The organism is Pseudomonas sp. MIS38, from assembly GCF_019891575.1.
Taxonomy (GTDB): domain Bacteria; phylum Pseudomonadota; class Gammaproteobacteria; order Pseudomonadales; family Pseudomonadaceae; genus Aquipseudomonas; species Aquipseudomonas putida_A.
In genome coordinates this window covers 45,552-61,395 of sequence record NZ_JAFLXF010000019.1, presented here as the reverse complement: position 1 = coordinate 61,395, position 15,844 = coordinate 45,552, and the positions used below count along the sequence as shown (strand labels likewise).

At 59.4% G+C, this 15,844-nt stretch carries 17 protein-coding genes; 7 read left to right on the top strand and 10 right to left on the bottom strand.

All coding sequences use genetic code 11. The features are described 5' to 3' along the window. Positions 1–170: 170 nt before the first annotated feature. The gene (locus tag J1G18_RS20435) at positions 171–1,304 is read left to right on the top strand and encodes a hypothetical protein (protein ID WP_134786728.1); all 1,134 of its coding nucleotides are present in this window, start codon (positions 171–173) and stop codon (positions 1,302–1,304) included. An 80-nt stretch (positions 1,305–1,384) separates the two neighbouring features. Here the strand turns inward: J1G18_RS20435 and J1G18_RS20430 are convergent, their stop codons facing one another. Beyond that, positions 1,385–1,672, bottom strand: a complete 288-nt coding sequence (locus J1G18_RS20430; RefSeq protein ID WP_134786727.1) for a fructose-bisphosphate aldolase — start codon at positions 1,670–1,672, stop codon at positions 1,385–1,387. A gap of 580 nt (positions 1,673–2,252) precedes the next feature. On the opposite strand from J1G18_RS20430, the gene J1G18_RS20425 reads away from it, so the two are divergent. Beyond that, on the top strand, positions 2,253–2,537 hold the full coding sequence (locus J1G18_RS20425) for a hypothetical protein (RefSeq protein WP_096796462.1): 285 nt from the start codon (positions 2,253–2,255) through the stop codon (positions 2,535–2,537). Between the two features lie 77 nt (positions 2,538–2,614). Here J1G18_RS20425 and J1G18_RS20420 read toward each other — a convergent pair whose 3' ends face one another. Beyond that, positions 2,615–3,046, bottom strand: coding sequence for a hypothetical protein (locus tag J1G18_RS20420; protein WP_098964471.1), 432 nt, complete (start codon positions 3,044–3,046; stop codon positions 2,615–2,617). Positions 3,047–3,212: 166 nt separating this feature from the next. Between J1G18_RS20420 and J1G18_RS20415 the strand changes: the two genes are divergently transcribed. From J1G18_RS20415 to J1G18_RS20405, 3 genes are all read left to right on the top strand, one after another. After that, complete coding sequence (locus tag J1G18_RS20415; protein WP_098964469.1) at positions 3,213–3,602, top strand: hypothetical protein; 390 nt, start codon at positions 3,213–3,215, stop codon at positions 3,600–3,602. A gap of 15 nt (positions 3,603–3,617) precedes the next feature. Further along, positions 3,618–4,040 carry an HD domain-containing protein gene (locus J1G18_RS20410; protein WP_223008347.1) on the top strand — a complete coding sequence of 141 codons (423 nt, stop codon included), beginning with the start codon at positions 3,618–3,620 and terminating at the stop codon, positions 4,038–4,040. 159 nt (positions 4,041–4,199) lie between these two features. Beyond that, positions 4,200–5,219 (top strand): AbrB family transcriptional regulator, encoded by a 1,020-nt coding sequence (locus J1G18_RS20405; RefSeq protein ID WP_223008346.1) that lies wholly within the window; start codon positions 4,200–4,202, stop codon positions 5,217–5,219. A gap of 160 nt (positions 5,220–5,379) precedes the next feature. Here the strand turns inward: J1G18_RS20405 and J1G18_RS20400 are convergent, their stop codons facing one another. After that, positions 5,380–6,156, bottom strand: coding sequence for an NAD(P)H-dependent oxidoreductase (locus tag J1G18_RS20400; protein ID WP_223008345.1), 777 nt, complete (start codon positions 6,154–6,156; stop codon positions 5,380–5,382). Between the two features lie 84 nt (positions 6,157–6,240). On the opposite strand from J1G18_RS20400, the gene J1G18_RS20395 reads away from it, so the two are divergent. Together J1G18_RS20395 and J1G18_RS20390 are read left to right on the top strand one after the other, a co-directional pair. Then, on the top strand, positions 6,241–7,134 hold the full coding sequence (locus tag J1G18_RS20395) for a LysR family transcriptional regulator (protein ID WP_177416196.1): 894 nt from the start codon (positions 6,241–6,243) through the stop codon (positions 7,132–7,134). Between the two features lie 252 nt (positions 7,135–7,386). After that, entirely contained in the window at positions 7,387–8,172 is a 786-nt protein-coding gene (locus J1G18_RS20390) for a DeoR/GlpR family DNA-binding transcription regulator (protein WP_223008344.1), read from the top strand. A 377-nt stretch (positions 8,173–8,549) separates the two neighbouring features. Here J1G18_RS20390 and J1G18_RS20385 read toward each other — a convergent pair whose 3' ends face one another. The 7 genes from J1G18_RS20385 to fdhD form a co-directional block, all read right to left on the bottom strand. Further along, the gene (locus J1G18_RS20385) at positions 8,550–9,833 is read right to left on the bottom strand and encodes an NAD(P)/FAD-dependent oxidoreductase (protein ID WP_134786720.1); all 1,284 of its coding nucleotides are present in this window, start codon (positions 9,831–9,833) and stop codon (positions 8,550–8,552) included. A gap of 150 nt (positions 9,834–9,983) precedes the next feature. Continuing rightward, a complete protein-coding gene (locus tag J1G18_RS20380) occupies positions 9,984–11,348 on the bottom strand; it encodes a glutamine synthetase family protein (RefSeq protein ID WP_223008343.1) in 1,365 nt (454 codons plus the stop codon). Positions 11,349–11,813: 465 nt separating this feature from the next. Continuing rightward, positions 11,814–13,157, bottom strand: a complete 1,344-nt coding sequence (gene chrA / locus J1G18_RS20375; protein WP_223008342.1) for a chromate efflux transporter — start codon at positions 13,155–13,157, stop codon at positions 11,814–11,816. A gap of 419 nt (positions 13,158–13,576) precedes the next feature. Further along, complete coding sequence (gene moaE, locus J1G18_RS20370) at positions 13,577–14,038, bottom strand: molybdopterin synthase catalytic subunit MoaE (protein ID WP_223008341.1); 462 nt, start codon at positions 14,036–14,038, stop codon at positions 13,577–13,579. A gap of 2 nt (positions 14,039–14,040) precedes the next feature. Continuing rightward, positions 14,041–14,292 (bottom strand): MoaD/ThiS family protein, encoded by a 252-nt coding sequence (locus J1G18_RS20365; RefSeq protein ID WP_095136553.1) that lies wholly within the window; start codon positions 14,290–14,292, stop codon positions 14,041–14,043. Then, on the bottom strand, positions 14,289–14,774 hold the full coding sequence (gene moaC / locus J1G18_RS20360; protein WP_223008340.1) for a cyclic pyranopterin monophosphate synthase MoaC: 486 nt from the start codon (positions 14,772–14,774) through the stop codon (positions 14,289–14,291). Before moaC ends, J1G18_RS20365 begins: the two co-directional genes overlap by 4 nt. Beyond that, a complete protein-coding gene (gene fdhD, locus J1G18_RS20355; RefSeq protein WP_223008339.1) occupies positions 14,771–15,604 on the bottom strand; it encodes a formate dehydrogenase accessory sulfurtransferase FdhD in 834 nt (277 codons plus the stop codon). The genes moaC and fdhD overlap by 4 nt, the downstream gene beginning before the upstream one ends. Positions 15,605–15,844: the final 240 nt, after the last annotated feature.

The following is a 15,844-nucleotide window of genomic DNA, read 5'->3' as shown; positions in this document are numbered from 1 at the left end:
GTATCACGCTAGTTAGTTTTAAATAGAAGTAGTAGTATGTCCTTGTGCCATTATCCGGATCCAAGAATCTAAGAAAGTGAGCAATAGGGTTGTGAAAATAGGATGTCATTTTTCGTAGAGATTCAAGTGTGGAGAATAGCTACCGCTACGAATTTTAACTAAGGTTATGGATGATTTTTGAGAATCGTATGAGAGAAAAATTTCTAAAAAAATTTGTTTATCTGGATATGCTTGTTTATTCGGAAGAAAAGGGTGAAGTTGAGGGTTGGCTTGTCAAAGAAATTGACTTTTGGAAAGATATATTGTCTCGCTGTTACCCAAAAGGTGTTGTAGCGGGAGTTGAAAATTCGGAGGTTGTGGAGTATCTCCATGATTTGGAAGAAATTAAGGCTGGCGTAAATAAAGCAAATGGCAGTCTTAAAATGTTTGGTGTCCGGATCAAAGAAGTAAATGTAAGTCGAAAACTTCCTTGTTTTGATGAGGAGCTATCAACTGACTTCAGATCCTCCGTAGTTAGCGACGAAACTCTAAAGATGGCTCTTTTTGTTTATAGGGCATCTTTGATCTCATCGGCTGTTACTTTGGAAAATTTTGTTGATCATTGGCAGACAGGAATTGCTGACGAAATTAAGTCGAGTAAACAATCTACATTTGTTGAGTTGAATAAGCATCAAAAAGCTATTAATGATCGTTCGGATGAGTACCTTAAGGCGATTGATGACGATGGGAATGCAAAATTAAAGTTTATTCGCGATGAGGCGGAAAAGGTAAGGAGTGCAGCGATCGAAAGTATTAAAGATTTCGAAAGCATAGCTACTGGTAGTATTGTTTCCAGCGAGCCGGTGAAATTTTGGAATGATAAGAGAAAGCATCATAGATTAAGGGCTGTGATGTTTTCGGCTGGTTCGCTTCTGTTGATTGCGGGGGTGATCTATCTCTTGGGGAAGTTGTTATATGTGGCTTACTCTTCAGGCACTCAAAAGACCGAGTTGTTTGATTTGACGATGCCTGATCACTACCTTGTTACGCTTGCTATTTTGTTAGGGTCGGTGGGTGTTTGGATTCTACGAGTTCTTATTAAACTGATGATGACGAATCTGACTCTGGAGAGTGAAGCTCTCTCGAAGTTGACCGCGATTAAAACATATGTGGTGCTTAGTAAGTCTAAACTGAGTGAGGAGACGGTCAACGGATTTCATAAATCGCTTCTTCAGTCTGGGCCGGCAGATTTCTCGGTTGATGGTACGTCGCCTGAATTGGTAAAAATTGTGGAGTTGATATTGCAGAAGAAAGAAAAGCCATAAAGTTCAGGTTGGACGACTGAAAATGTGACTGTAGAAAAGGTGACAGGTCGATTTGTATGCGTCTGTCACCTTCAAGTTTTCTAGCCTGCGATATCAAATCCTCGGTGCTCTATAACTCTAAACATATCACTCACGTCCTGAATTAAAATTCTGGCGATGGTGGTAACTGTGTTGATGTCGTGTTCGGCGTGATCGGGAAGGTGGATGCTGGTCATGAGGTCGAGGTATTTATGCACGGCGTTCAAACGTTCGCCGACGCAGGCGTGTAGATCGCGCAGCGGAGCATTGGCGTCAATGAAGAGGACGGGCTGATCGGTTGCGGGATGGGACATATTCGAGTACTGGCGGAGCGGTTTATCCATCGGCATAAGTGAAACTTCCTCGTATCTGGGAGAGAAGCTACTGCCGTTCGCTGCGAGTCGAAGGGTGGTAGCCGTGTGCAGGTTCGCAGACCGAGGATACGAGGAACCCGGCAGACCCGGAGGTCTCCCACACACAGCCACCATTGAGCGGATTTCGGGCGCTAGTGCGACCGCCACCGTTTTTAGGGGGCGTTAGGTTACTACACGTATCGTCAGGGCTGCGAAACCCTGGTGCTGAATTTGCTCAGCGACAACCCCACTCTAGGCAGCAATTCCAACCGCGACAACCGACCTGTAGGACGTGATAAGCGAACCCGTGGCGAGGGAGCTTGCTCCCGCTCGGCGACGCAGTCGGCGTAATTCGCGGCCTGCGGCACATCCGGGAGAAACGGACTATTCGGTTTTGGGGCCGCTTCGCAGCCCAGCGGGAGCAAGCTCCCTCGCCACATGAGGTGCTTTCCTATGAAGTTTTCAGATATCGAAATTGGGCGAATCTACCGGTCGATAACCATTCGTCCGACACTCCGCACCTTCGCCACACACCTTCTTCCAATGCTGTAACTCCCCACGCAGAGGAAGAGCCACCATGCTGAACCATAAAATCGCGGTGTTTACCCTCGCGGCGTTGCTGTCCGGCAGCTCGCTGTATGCGATCGCGGCCGGCGATATGCCCACCCCAACGGCAAACGACGGCAACAGCCAGACTCGCGACCCGGCGTCCCCTGCCACCCATGCCGATCCGGATGCCAATTCGCTGCCTGAAGGTGGGGATGGTGGCAAGACCGACAATGGGCCGGTGCCTTCTGCCTCCAAGCCCAGCTCCGCGGGTCAATCGTCCGATAGCAGCAGTGGGGGTAACGGCGGTGGTTAACGGAGATTGCGCATTAAAAAGCCCGGTCTTTTGAGCCGGGCTTTTCTTTGCCTGTCGCAAACACAGATATCAAACGCTTACTTTGCCTTCCATTGGCCCCCACCATTCTCACAATCAATTCGCGCCTGGGCCAGATGATCCACGTCGTAGTAATACGTGGTCACTTGGGCGTTATCGGGGATGTTCAGCGCCTTGGCGTTTTTGTCTTTGCTGGTGGAGTGCGGGTTGGCCAGGGATTCCTGGGTGATCGTGGCGATACAGGTGGCCTGATAGTGGTCGGCACAGTGGTCGACCTTGGTTTTCTTACTGTTGAGCATGTCTTTGCTTTCATTGCTGCACGACCAGTCGATGGAGCTGACGGGCATGCCTTCGTATTCGTAGCAGCTGTGGGTTTCCACCGCTGGCACCGAAGCGCTGGAGGATTGGGTCTGAACGTCGCAGCCTTCGGCCATGACGCAGGTGGGGATGACGGCGAACGTGGCGATTAGAAGCAGGAAGCGAATGTTCATCGGGGTTTCCTCTTCAGGGGCGCCGGGTCTGATCGAAGCTTTTGGCGCTTTATAGTTTCGAGATGGCGTGGAGGAGGGAGGTTCCATCGGGTTTTTGATTTGCTCGTGTGGCGTACACTGCGAAACAATCGGAAACATTAAGCGCCCAAGGATTGGAACATTGCCCATGATCGAAATCGGCAGCCGCAATAACGCGCTCCCCTCGCAGCATCCCTTTCACGACATCTATCTGTTTCACATTGACCCTGCAAAGCCAGACTCGCCTTTCTGTTTCGAGCAGTCGATGTCTGGCGGGCATATGGAGCATGGCGGTGCGCGGTGGTTGGCGCTGGATGAGCTGGATGCTTGGCCGGGCGAGTGGCGTGAACACCTGAGGAAGGCTGACTGCGCGTGGGTTGCCGAGTTGATCGATGCCCATCCAAATGCCGATCAGTCCACCGTGGTCTCGCTGATTCTTCAACGTCATTCCGGGCCTGCGAAGCCAACCGGACGGCTTGAAGCGATCCGCAACTGGCTCAAACGCAACATCCACGTCGGCGGCCGATACGGCGTTTAACCCACAGAGACTCCCATGACCCAGACCCTCGAACGCGCTATCGCCATCGCTGCCACCGCCCATGCCGGGCAGGTCGACAAGGGCGGTGCGCCGTACATTCTGCATCCGCTGAAAGTCATGTTGCGCATGAGCACGCTGGAAGAAAGCATCGTCGCCGTGCTGCACGATGTGGTCGAGGATTGCGCCATCAGCCTCGATGATTTGCGCAAGGAAGGTTTCAGTGAAGAGGTGCTGAGCGCGATTGAATCCGTGACCAAAGTGCCGGGCGAGTCCTACGAGGATTTCGTCGAGCGCGCGGCGCAGAACCCGATTGGCCGGGTGGTGAAACTGGCGGATCTGGAAGAGAACAGCGACCTGTCGCGCATTGCCTCGCCGAGTTGGGAGGATCTGGAACGGGTCGAGAAGTATCGGCGGGCGATTGGGCGGTTGCGCACGTAAGAACGAATCCCCCCTGTAGGAGCTGCCGAAGGCTGCGATCTGTTGACTTTGATTTTCTAAAGGCAAGATCAAAAGATCGTCCGATCGCGGCCCGAGCCTTCGGCAGCTCCTACAGGGGATTGATGTCTGGTCAGTTGAATAGCCAGGAAGGCGAAGAATATGAAATCGATTCTGTGTTTGTTGATCGCTGCCGCCATTGGCGCTGCATTGCAGGTCAGCGGTGTTCCTCATGGCCTCTTGCTGGGGGCGATCCTCGTCACCGCATTGGTCACCACGCGCAGCGGTTTTGCCCCCGCAACCCCGTATGGCCTGGGCTACATCCAGGTCACGCTGGGCATCGCCACCGGGCTGATGTTCGAAGCGTGGGACAGTGCGACGGCTTCGGCGATGTTGCCAAGCCTCGGCGTTCTGCTTCTATGCCTGACGGTACAGATCGCCCTCGCCGGATGGTGGCTGACCCGCGGCGCTGGCTGGAACCGTACCGATGCGCTGTTGGCGGTGTACCCCGGTGCATTGGCGGCGGTGTTCGATTTGCTGGAGTCGGAAAAGGCTTCGAGCAAAGTCATCATCGTGCACCTGATGCGCTTGCTGTTGATCACGGTGCTGGTGAGCTTTTTGATTCCCGGGCAGGCATCGGTGGCGGTGGTTGAAAGCGCTCCGTTGAGCACGGGTATGGCGTTGACCGTGCTGGCGCTGATCGGCTTGAGCATCGTCATCGGGCGACTGCTTTTGGTGATCGGCGTGCCTGCGCCATTCATGTTGACGGCGATTCTGCTCACTGCCGTGTTTGTGAAATCGGGATGGCTGCACGGCTTTCACATGCCGGACTGGAGCCTGAACCTGGCGGCGCTGATTCTCGGCGTGCGGATCGGCTCGCGCTTTCAGGGACTCGGCCTTGCGGAGCTGGGGCGGCACGGGCGGACGGCGTTGGTGTCGGTGGGGATGATGATCGTGGTGGCGGCGGCATTTGCCGAAGTGGCGGCGCGCTGGCTGGGCAGTGATCCGCTGTCGCTGTGGCTGGCGTACATGCCGGGGGCGATCGAGACGATTGCGATTGTCGCCTTCGCCGGTGGTCTGAATGTGGTGTTCATCCTGACTCACCACCTGGCGCGGATGGTCTTGCTGCACTTTGCGCCGGCGTTGTTGGTGCAGGTGCGGCGGGCGCGGGAGGAAGTCTGAAGCACATCCCCCTGTGGCGAGGGAGCTTGCTCCCGCTGGGCTGCGCAGCGGCCCCAAACCCCGATGCCACGGTGTTTCAGGTGTACCAAAATCGCAGGTTTTGCGACGACTGCGTCGCCGAGCGGGAGCAAGCTCCCTCGCCACAAAGGTTCAGTGATCTTTACAAAGTGTGGGCGGCGAACCCTTGCTCACCCGGAGCAATATCATCCTTGAGCGTCAACGCCGGGATCTCGTAATCCCCGGCATTCTGCTGCCGATACGCTATCGGCCGCGTGCTCCACAATTCATCCAGACGCGTGCCCAGTGCCTCGCAGGTCTCGGCAAACCGCGCTTGATCCATGCGGCTGGCGCGGTACACCAGGAAGGGCGGCACCACGTCGAAACCGGGGTAGAACAGCACGCCGTGCTGGATCGGAAACAGCAAATCATCAATCGGCCCGTTGATCCCGCGTGGGCTGTAATGCGAATCCCAGCCTCCGGTGGTGACCAGCAGCATCGCGCGTTTGCCTTTCATCTTGCCTTCGCCGTAGCGCTCGCCCCAGCGCGCATCGGAGTGTTCGCCGACACCGTAGGCAAATCCGTAGGCATACACGCGCTCGACCCAGCCTTTGAGGATCGCCGGCATGGTGAACCACCACAGCGGGAATTGCAGGATCAGCGCGTCGGCCCACAATAGTTTTTCCTGCTCGCGGGCGATGTCGGCCGACTGCCGGCCCTGTTGGTAAGCCAGTTTTGAATCAATCGAGGCATGGAATGGCCGGCTTTCATCGCGACCGGGGGCATCATCGGCGTCGATCGTGGTTTTCCAGTTCATCGCATACAGGTCGGAGACCTGCACGGTGTGGCCGGCGGCTTGCAGGCGCTGGACGGTGAAGTCCCTGAGCGAGCCGTTGAGCGAAGTGGCTTCGGGGTGGGCGTAGACCAGTAGCACATTCATGTGGCAACTCCTTGGTTGAATGCAGGCAGGATCAATCCTTGATCGGTATATTGGAAATGAATGTCTGATATGTCAGGTATAGCCATGAATAATTTACGACGTCTGGATATCAACTTGCTGTTGACCCTAGACGTGTTGTTGGCAGAACACAATGTAACCCGCGCCGCAGAGCGGTTGAGTCTGTCGCAGCCGTCGGTGAGCGTGCATCTGGCCAAGCTGCGCGAAATCTTCGGCGATCCGCTGTTGCTGCCCGGGCCACGGGGCATGCGGCCGACGGCGCGGGCCGATGAATTGCGCGAGCCGTTGCGCGAGGCGCTGGAAGCACTGGAGCGCGCGGTGGCGCCGGCCAGCGCGTTCGATCCGGCGCAGGCCAGGCATGTCTGGAAAGTCGCGGCGACGGATTACGGCGAATCGACAGTGGTGCTGCCAGCGCTCAGCGGTTTGCGCCTTCAGGCTCCGGGCACGCGGTTGGCAGTGCTCGATCTGATGCCGGCGCAGTTGGCCAGGCAAGCGGAGCAGGGCGTGTTTGACCTGGCGCTGCACATCACCGAAGAGGCGCCGCTGGATCTGCATCAACGGGTGCTGTTCACCGAGCATTACGTGTTGGCCGGGCGTGTCGGGCATCCGGGGTTGAAGCGTAAGCCGACTCGCGAACAGTTCTGCGCGCTGGAACACGTGATGGTGTCGCGCGAGGGTGGGGGCTTTTTCGGGGTGACCGACAAGGCGCTGGCCGAGGTCGGCCTGGCGCGCAAAGTGGTGCTGTCGGTGCCGCATTTTCTGATGGTGATGTCAGTGCTGGCGAGTACCGATCTGGTGGCGATGCTGCCGTCACGCTTGGTTCGCGACAACCCGGCGTTGCAGGTAGTCGATGCGCCGTTGCCGGTGCCGGGCTACGAAATGGCGATGTTCTGGGGCGAGCGCGCGCATCGCGACCCGGCGCACAAATGGTTGCGTGAGCATCTGGCAGCGTCGGTGTGACGGATCAGGCGTGGCCCAGGGCAATCGCAAAAGACACCACGATCATGCACGCAAACGCAAAATTGAGATTCATCAGCTGTTCATCCTGAGCCGTTTTAAAGTGAGGCCATTCTGAACAGGCTGAATGCAAAGAAAAAATTCGGCATGTTGATTCCAATGATCGAAACAATTGATACCGGCCGGTTTGTGTTTGCCCAAAGCTTTCGCTAGTCTCGGCAAAACCTGCAACTACAAGCATAAACAGGCAAAACCATGCACGATCATTCGGTCACCGAACTGCCATCCCTGCGTCGGCAGAAAATCCTTCTGATCCTCGAACGCGACGGCAAGGTCATGGCCTCCGAGTTGAGCCAGCACTTCGCTGTGTCTGAAGACACCATCCGCCGCGACTTGGCCGAACTGGACCACGCCGGACTGGTGCAGCGCGTGCATGGCGGGGCGTTGCCGAGGCCCAAGGACAGCGGCAAGGATTACTTCACCCGGCTGGAAGAGACCGATGAGGTAAAAGTGCGGCTGGCGCAGTTGGCGGCGCAAAAGGTCGAGGACGGGCAGATTGTGCTGTTCGATTCCGGTTCGACCGCGTTGCAGGTGGCGCGCTCGTTGCGCGCGGATATCCAGATCACTGCGGTGACCGCCGCGCCGATGACAGCGATTGCCTTGTCCGAATACAAGGGGGTGAAAGTGATTCTGGCCGGGGGACAACTGAACCCGCGCACGATGTCGGCCAGTGGGCACGAGGCGGTGCGCATGCTGGCCGGGATCAAGGCGGATCTGGCGTTTACCGGGGTCTGTGCGATTCATCCGGAGGTGGGCATCACCTCGCTGCATTTCGATGAAGTGCCGGTGAAACAGGCGCTGCTCGACAGCGCAGCGCGGGTGATTGCGGTGACCACGGCGGACAAGCTCGGCGCGGTGGAGCCGTTTGTGGTGGCGTCGTGCACGCGCCTGCATACGCTGATAACCGAGCGGCATGTGGCGTCGGGCAGTGTCGAGGATTATCGGCGATTGGGGATTGTGGTGGAGCAGTTGCCTGATTGAGATTTGTAGTGAGGCTGCTGGCGCCTTCGCGAGCAAGCCCGCTCCCACATTTGGAATGCATTTCAATGGGGGGGGGGGCAGTTGCCGGACTGAGATTTGTATAGTGAGGCGGCTGGAGCCTTCGCGAGCAAGCCCGCTCCCACATTTGGAATGCATTTCAATGGGGGGGCAGTTGCCTGATTGAGATTTGTAGTGAGGCTGCTGGCGCCTTCGCGAGCAAGCCCGCTCCCACATTTGGAATGCATTTCAATGGTGGAGCAGTTGCCGGAGTGAGATTTGTAGTGAGGCTGCTGGCCTCTTCGCGAGCAGCCTCGCTCTCACATTTGGAACGCGTTTCCCTTGTAGGAGTGAGCCTGCTCGCGATGGGGCCGGTGCGGTCAACGCAACTTTTCAAGCATCTGGTAATACCACATCCCCGCCGCCAGCAGCGGATTGCCCAGCAAATCCCCCATCGGCACCCGAATATGCTGGCACTGCGCAAAGGTGTCGAACTGTTCCATCTGCCCGGTGATCGCGCGGCTCATGATTTCGCCCATGATGTGGGTGGTGGCGATGCCGTGTCCGGAATAACCCTGGCAATACCAGACGTTGTCCGAGAGCTTGCCCAGTTGCGGGATGCGGTTGATCACGATGCCCATCGCGCAGCTCCACTGGTAGTCGATCTGCACCCCTTTGAGCGCCGGGAAGGTCTGCTCGATGCACGGGCGCAGCTCGGCGGCGATGTCCCGTGAATCCTTGCCACTGTAATTGGCGCCGCCGCCGAACAGCAGGCGCCCGTCGGCCGTGAGCCGGTAGTAGTCGAGGACGAAACGGCAGTCGTACACCGCCAGGTCTTCGGGGTTGATCTGCCGCGCCAGATCGCCCAGCGGCGCGGTAGTGACGATGCCACCCATGGCCGGGAAAATCTTGCCCTTGAGCTGGCCCGGTTCGAGCTTGTGATAAACGTCGCCGGCGAGCATCACCTGATTGGCGTCGATCTGGCCATGGGCGGTGCGCACCCCTGGGGTTTTGCCGTGAATGATCTCCAGCACCTCACTGTTCTCGAAGATCAAGGCACCTAGACTTTCCGCCGCCCGCGCTTCGCCGATGCACAGGTTGAGCGGGTGCAGGTGCATGTTGCGGGTGTTCTTGATTGCGCCGTGGTAGAGATCGCTTTGCAGCAGGTCGCGCACTTGGCTGCGGTCGAGCAGACTGACTTCATCACCCAGGCCGCGGCGCACGGCTTCGTCGTAATCCTGGCGCAAACCGTCCATGTGACTTGGCTTGTAGGCGGCGTGCAGATGGCCGTGTTTGAGGTCGCACTGGATGCCGTACTTCTCGACCCGCTGCCGGATGATTTGATGACCGCGCCAGCGCAGATGCCAGATGAAATCGTCGACTTCATCACCGAGTTTCGGGCGCATCTGTTTGCGCATTGCACCGTCGCCGGAGAGGCTGCCGGTGACTTGTCCGCCATTGCGTCCGGTGGCGCCCCAGCCGATCTTGTGGCTCTCGACGATGGCGACTTTCAGGCCTTTTTCGGCGAGTTCGACGGCGGTGGCGACGCCAGTGAAACCGCCGCCGATGATCACCACATCGACCTGATGCCGGCCCTGCAGGGTCGGGTAGTCGGTGTCCTGGTTGAGGGTGGCGGTGTAGTAGGAATTGCAGCGTTGGGTCATGTCGGTGTCCACACAAAATTCGGGAGTCAGGGTGCAATCCCCTGTGGGAGCGGGCTTGCTCGCGAATGCGGTGGGTCAGTCACTGAAATATTGACTGTGCCGACGCCTTCGCGAGCAAGCCCGCTCCCACAGGGGGGATGGTGTGAGGCTTCAGGCTTCGGTCAGATACCAGCGCCAATCCTGTTCACCCACCTCAGCCATGAACTGCCGGTACTCGGCACGCTTCACCGCCAGATACACCCCGAGAAATTCCTGGCCCAGGGCATCCCGTGCCCACGCTGAATTCTCCAGCGCCTGCAGCGATGTCAGCCAGTCGGTCGGCAGCAATTCCTTGGCTTGCGCATAGCCGTTGCCCTCGACCGGCGCGCCCGGATCGAGGTTTTCACGAATCCCGCGATGGATCCCGGCAAGGATCGCTGCCGCCGCCAGATACGGGTTAGCGTCGGCGCCGCAGATGCGGTGTTCGATGTGCCGGGTGTTGGCCGGGCCGCCCGGTACGCGCAGGCTGACGGTGCGGTTGTCGACGCCCCAGGTCGGCGCCAAAGGCGCATAGCTGTTGGCTTGAAAGCGGCGGTAGGAGTTGGCGTTGGGGCAGAACAGCAGCAGCGTATCGAGCAGCGAAGCGAGCATGCCGCCAATCGCCGTACGCAGCAGCAGGGTGCCCGCTGGATCCTCGGCGGCGAACAGATTGCGCCCCTCGCCATCAGCAAGGCTGACGTGCATGTGCATGCCGGTACCGGCCAGATCATCGAACGGCTTGGCCATGAACGTCGCCTGCATGCTGTGCTTGTGCGCCACCGCTTTGACCAGACGTTTGTAGCGCACCGCCTGATCCATCGCGAGCAACGCGTCGCCGTGTTCGAGGGTGATTTCCACCTGGCCCGGGGCGTATTCCGAGATCGCTGTGCGCGCCGGAATGCCGTGCAGTTTGCAGGCGCTGTAGAGGTCGGCGAGGAACGGTTCGATCTGCTCCAGTTCGCGCAAACCGTAGACCTGGGTGTGTCGCGGTCGGCCACCGTCGGCATCCAGCGCCGGTTGCGGACGGCCGTTGTGATCGCGTTTGGCGTCGAGCAGATAGAACTCCAGCTCGCACGCCATCACCGGGTGATAACCCTCGGCCTTGAGGCCGTCGATGACTTTGATCAGCAGGTGCCGTGGGTCGGCGATGCTCGCCGGCATGCCCTCGGTCGGGTGCATGCTGACCTGCACCGCTGCGGTCGGAATCTGCCGCCACGGCAGGCGCACCAGACTGCCTTCGAGCGGGTAGGCGCGGCAGTCGATGTCGCCGACGTCCCACACCAGACCTGAGTTTTCCACGTCCTCGCCCTGCACGGTCAGGCCAAGGATGGTGCTGGGCAGCGGGCGACCGCTTTGGTAGACCGCCAGCAGTTCTTCGCGGTGCAACAGCTTGCCGCGCGGCACGCCGTTGGCGTCGAGGATGAACAGCTCGATCATGTCGATATCGGGATTCTGTTCCAGGAACAGGCGTGCGTCTTCGATGGCTGCGAATTTCATGGTCAATCACTCACGATGGCGCCGCATGGGCGCGCAGGATCGGGCCGGACGCATGTAGGGCGTCCCGGCAGGGATATCAAATGGAGATCAGTCAGACGTGACACAGAACCTGTGAGGACTGCTGCGCAGTCCATCGGGGATAAATCCCCTCACTACAGTCATGCATCCATCGTTTTTGTTGACTGAGAGAGTCAGCAGGCGATATCCGGCGGGCGTGCGGAGTGACGCAGCTTGGAACGGCGCAGGGCCATGGGGAGATTGACGATGCGATTCATGCGCGGCCCCTGTGACAGAGGGCGCACACAGCGGAGACGTTCAACCTTTCTGGTTGTTGTGGTGACGTGCTCATAACGCGTGTTTCCGTTGGCGGAAAACGTCGGTGGCGGGGCAGGCCCGCCGACCGGTGTGCCCGGATAGTAAGGGGGAATTCGCGGGCGTGTAAACGGGAGATTCGCAGGCCGGGCTTCAGCGCAGCAGGTGCAAGCCCAGCCCGGCAAGGGCGCAAACGATCAACACTTCGATCACCCCGCGTTTGAAAATGAACAGCGCCAACGCCGCCAGCAGCGCCAGCCCGATCGAAAACAGATCCGCGTGCCCGGCAAAACCGTTCGGCCAGAACACGTGATAGGCGAAGAAACACGCCAGGTTCAGAATCACTCCGACCACTGCCGCAGTGATCGCGGTCAGCGGTGCGGTGAACTTCAGTTCGTTGTGCGTTGATTCCACCAACGGCCCGCCAGCGAGGATGAACAGGAACGAGGGCAGGAAGGTGAACCAGGTCACCAGCGTCGCCGCCAGTGCGCCCGCGGCGAACGCATGTTCCGCGCCGAACGCCGGTTGCACGTAACCGCCGATGAAACCGACAAACGCCACCACCATGATCAACGGCCCGGGCGTGGTTTCGCCGAGGGCGAGGCCGTCGATCATCTGCGTCGGCGTCAGCCAGCCGTAGTGCCCGACCGCGCCCTGATAGACGTAGGGCAACACCGCGTAAGCGCCACCAAACGTCAGCAACGCGGCCTTGGTGAAGAACCAGCCCATTTGCGTGAAGGTGCCATCCCAGCCGAACAGCGCGGTCAGCAGGCCCATCGGTAAACACCACAGCGCTGCGCCAACCAGCAGCAGACGCCACAGTTTCGGCAGGCTGAATCGCGCATGCTCAGGTGTCGGCGTGTCGTCATCGATCAGCGCCGGGCCGAAGGATTCGGCACTGCTGCGCTGCCCGCCATTGTTGAAGCGCTGTGGCGCCAGGCGTCCGCCAAAATAGCCGAGCAACGCTGCACCGAGGACGATCAGCGGGAACGGCAGATTGAAGGCAAAGATCGCCACGAATGACGCCCCGGCGATCGCCCACAGCCAACTGTTTTTCAGCGCCCGCGAGCCGATACGGTGCGCGGCGTGCAAGACGATCGCGGTCACCGCCGGTTTGATTCCGTAGAAAATTCCGGCCACCACCGGCACGTCACCGAACGCGATGTACAGCCACGACAGCGCAATCAGGATGAACAGCGACGGCAGCACGAACAGCGCCCCGGCGATCACCCCGCCCCAAGTGCGATGCAACAGCCAGCCAATATAGGTCGCCAGTTGCTGGGCTTCGGGGCCGGGCAGCAACATGCAGTAGTTGAGTGCATGCAGAAAGCGCCGCTCGGAGATCCAGCGCCTGCGCTCGACCAGTTCCTGATGCATGATCGCGATCTGCCCGGCCGGGCCGCCGAAACCGATGCAGCCGAGCTTGAGCCAGAAGCGCCAGGCCTGGCGCAGGGTGACGGGAGCGGGGCGGGGCAGGTTGTTGGGCGCTGTGCTCAAACGAAACTCCGGAGTTTAATCCTGGCGGAGTGGCTATCTAATCAGACTTTCAACCCTCACCCCAGCCCTCTCCCAGAGGGGGAGGGGCCGACCGAGGTGTCTGGCGTCATCCATCGACCTGAGAGATCGAGTCGATTATGGATTTGATCTTCAGCCATACGCCTGCGCGTGAAGGGGCCGACCGAGGTGTCTGGCGTTATCCATCGACCTGAGAGATCGAGTCGATGATGGATTTGATCTTCAGCCATACGCCTGCGCGTGAAGGGGCCGACCGAGGTGTCTGGCGTTATCCATCGACCTGAAAGATCGAGTCGATTATGGATTCAGAACCAATCTTTCAATTCGGTGAATTTCTTCAATATCCCCCAATCAGTCCCCTCTCCCTCGGGGAGAGGGCTAGGGTGAGGGGCTCTTGATCTTCAGGCATGTGCCAGACTCCAGCGCAGCGCCGCATTCTGGTCACTCTCCCGCGCCTCGACCCAATGCGTACCCTGCGCCGTGCTCTCGCGCTTCCAGAACGGCGCGCGGGTCTTGAGCACATCCATGATGAACGCGCAGGCTTCGAACGCCATGTGCCGGTGCTTGCTGCTGACGCCAACAAACACGATCGGCTCGCTGACCGCCAGCGCGCCGACCCGATGCACAATCTCCACACCCAGCAGCGGCCAGCGCTCGCGTGCCTCGTCGGCGATCCGTTCGAGGGCTTTTTCGGTCATGCCCGGATAGTGCTCGAGGAACAGCTCGTTCACGCTCTGGCCAATGTTCAGATCACGCACATAGCCGATGAAATTCACCACCGCGCCGACCCGTGGATTGCGCGCATGCAGGTCGGCGGTCAACTGGCCGACGTCGAAGCTTTTGTACTGAACTCGAACCGTCATGCTCAGCCCCCGGTGACCGGTGGGAAAAACGCGATCTCGTCGAAGTCTTCGATCGCCGCGCTCGGTTGGCACAGCTCTTGGTTCAACGCGCACATCAGGTTGCCGGCGCCAAGCACTTCGCGCCATTCCTCACCACGGGCCATGAGCATCTGCCGCACGTCCTCGATACAGGTCAGATCGTCGCTCAGGGGGATTTTTTCCCCGCCCAGATTGAGGCGATCACGGTAGCTGGCGAAGTAGTTGATCAGGATCATTGCGCGTTCTCCCATTGAAAATGCCCGGAGCGGCCGCCCTGTTTGCTGAGCAGGCGGATGTCGCCGATGACCATGGCCCGGTCCACGGCTTTGCACATGTCGTAAATGGTCAGCGCCGCGACGCTGGCGGCGGTCAGGGCTTCGAGTTCGACGCCGGTCTGGCCGGTGAGGCGGCAGGTGCTAGTGATCTGCACGCGGTCCGGTTCGCAGGCCTTGAGTTCAACGTGAATCGAGCTGAGCAGCAGCGCATGGCACAGCGGGATCAGTTCGTGGGTGCGTTTGGCCGCCTGGATTCCGGCGATGCGCGCCACGGCGAAAACGTCGCCCTTGGGGTGACCGTTGGCCTGGATCATCTGCAGCGTTTGCGGTTGCATCTGCACCCAGGCCTGCGCCGTGGCTTCGCGGCGAGTCGCGGCTTTGTCGCTGACATCGACCATGTTGGCGCGGCCCTGATCATCAATGTGGGTGAGGGTATTGCTCATGGCAAAAGCTCCTGGATCGGGCTGTAGATTCGGGGGGCGTTGCGGTGCGGTACGTGGATCAGATTCAGGTGATGCTTGAGCGCCCAGCGCACGGTCATTGCGGTGGGGGCGGACAGGCTGACGAGGGTGCCGAGGCGGGCGCGCACGGCTTTGTGGATCAGCTCCAGGCTGCAACGGCTGGTGACCACCACGAAGCCCTGACGCGCATCGACGTCAGCGATTTGCATCGCGCCGATCAGCTTGTCGAGGGCGTTGTGCCGGCCAATGTCTTCGCGGCACAACAGCGCCTCACCGCTGGCATCGAAGTACAGCGCCGCGTGCAGGGCGCCGCTGCTGCGGGCCAGTTGCTGAGCCTGTTCAATGCGTTGGCGGATACCGTCGAAATGCGCGGCCGGCGGCAGCGCGCAGGGTTGCAGAATCTGCAGTTGCGGCAACGCCTGCTCCAGCGCCTCGACGCCACAGATGCCGCAGCCGCTGGTGCCGGCCATCTGCCGACGATGATCTTTCAGCGCCCAGAAGGCCCGGCTGGAAATCTGCACGTCAGCCTGACAGGCCTGATCGAAATGGCTCAGGCGGATGTCGTAGATCTCGTCGACGCTGTCGATGATCGCGTTGCTCAGGCTGAAGCCACGGATGAAATCTTCAAGGTTGCCGGGCGAGACCATCATCACCGCCTGGCTCAGGCCGTTGAAGGTGATCGCCAGGGCGATCTCCGCGGCCAGGGCGACGTGCGAGAGCGGGGCGTGCGGCAGGTATTCGCGAAACGCCACCTGTGACGGTTGCGGTGCGGGGGCGTTGGGTTCGGTGTTGGATTCGACGTGGCAGAGCATCTTGAAAAGTCCCGAAGCGCTGAAGTGGGTTCAGGCTACGGGGGAGTCAAAAGTGCGTCCAATCGCTTGTTCTGATCTGGTGATTGGGTGGGTCGATCACCGCTGTCATATCCGAAATGTGTGTGGCTGGCCGGGCCTCTTCGCGGGCAAGCCCGCTCCCACATTTGAAATGCATTCAACCTGTGGCAGCGGGCTTGCTCGCGAAGGCGGCCAGGCGTCCAACAGCAATGTCTGGATAGT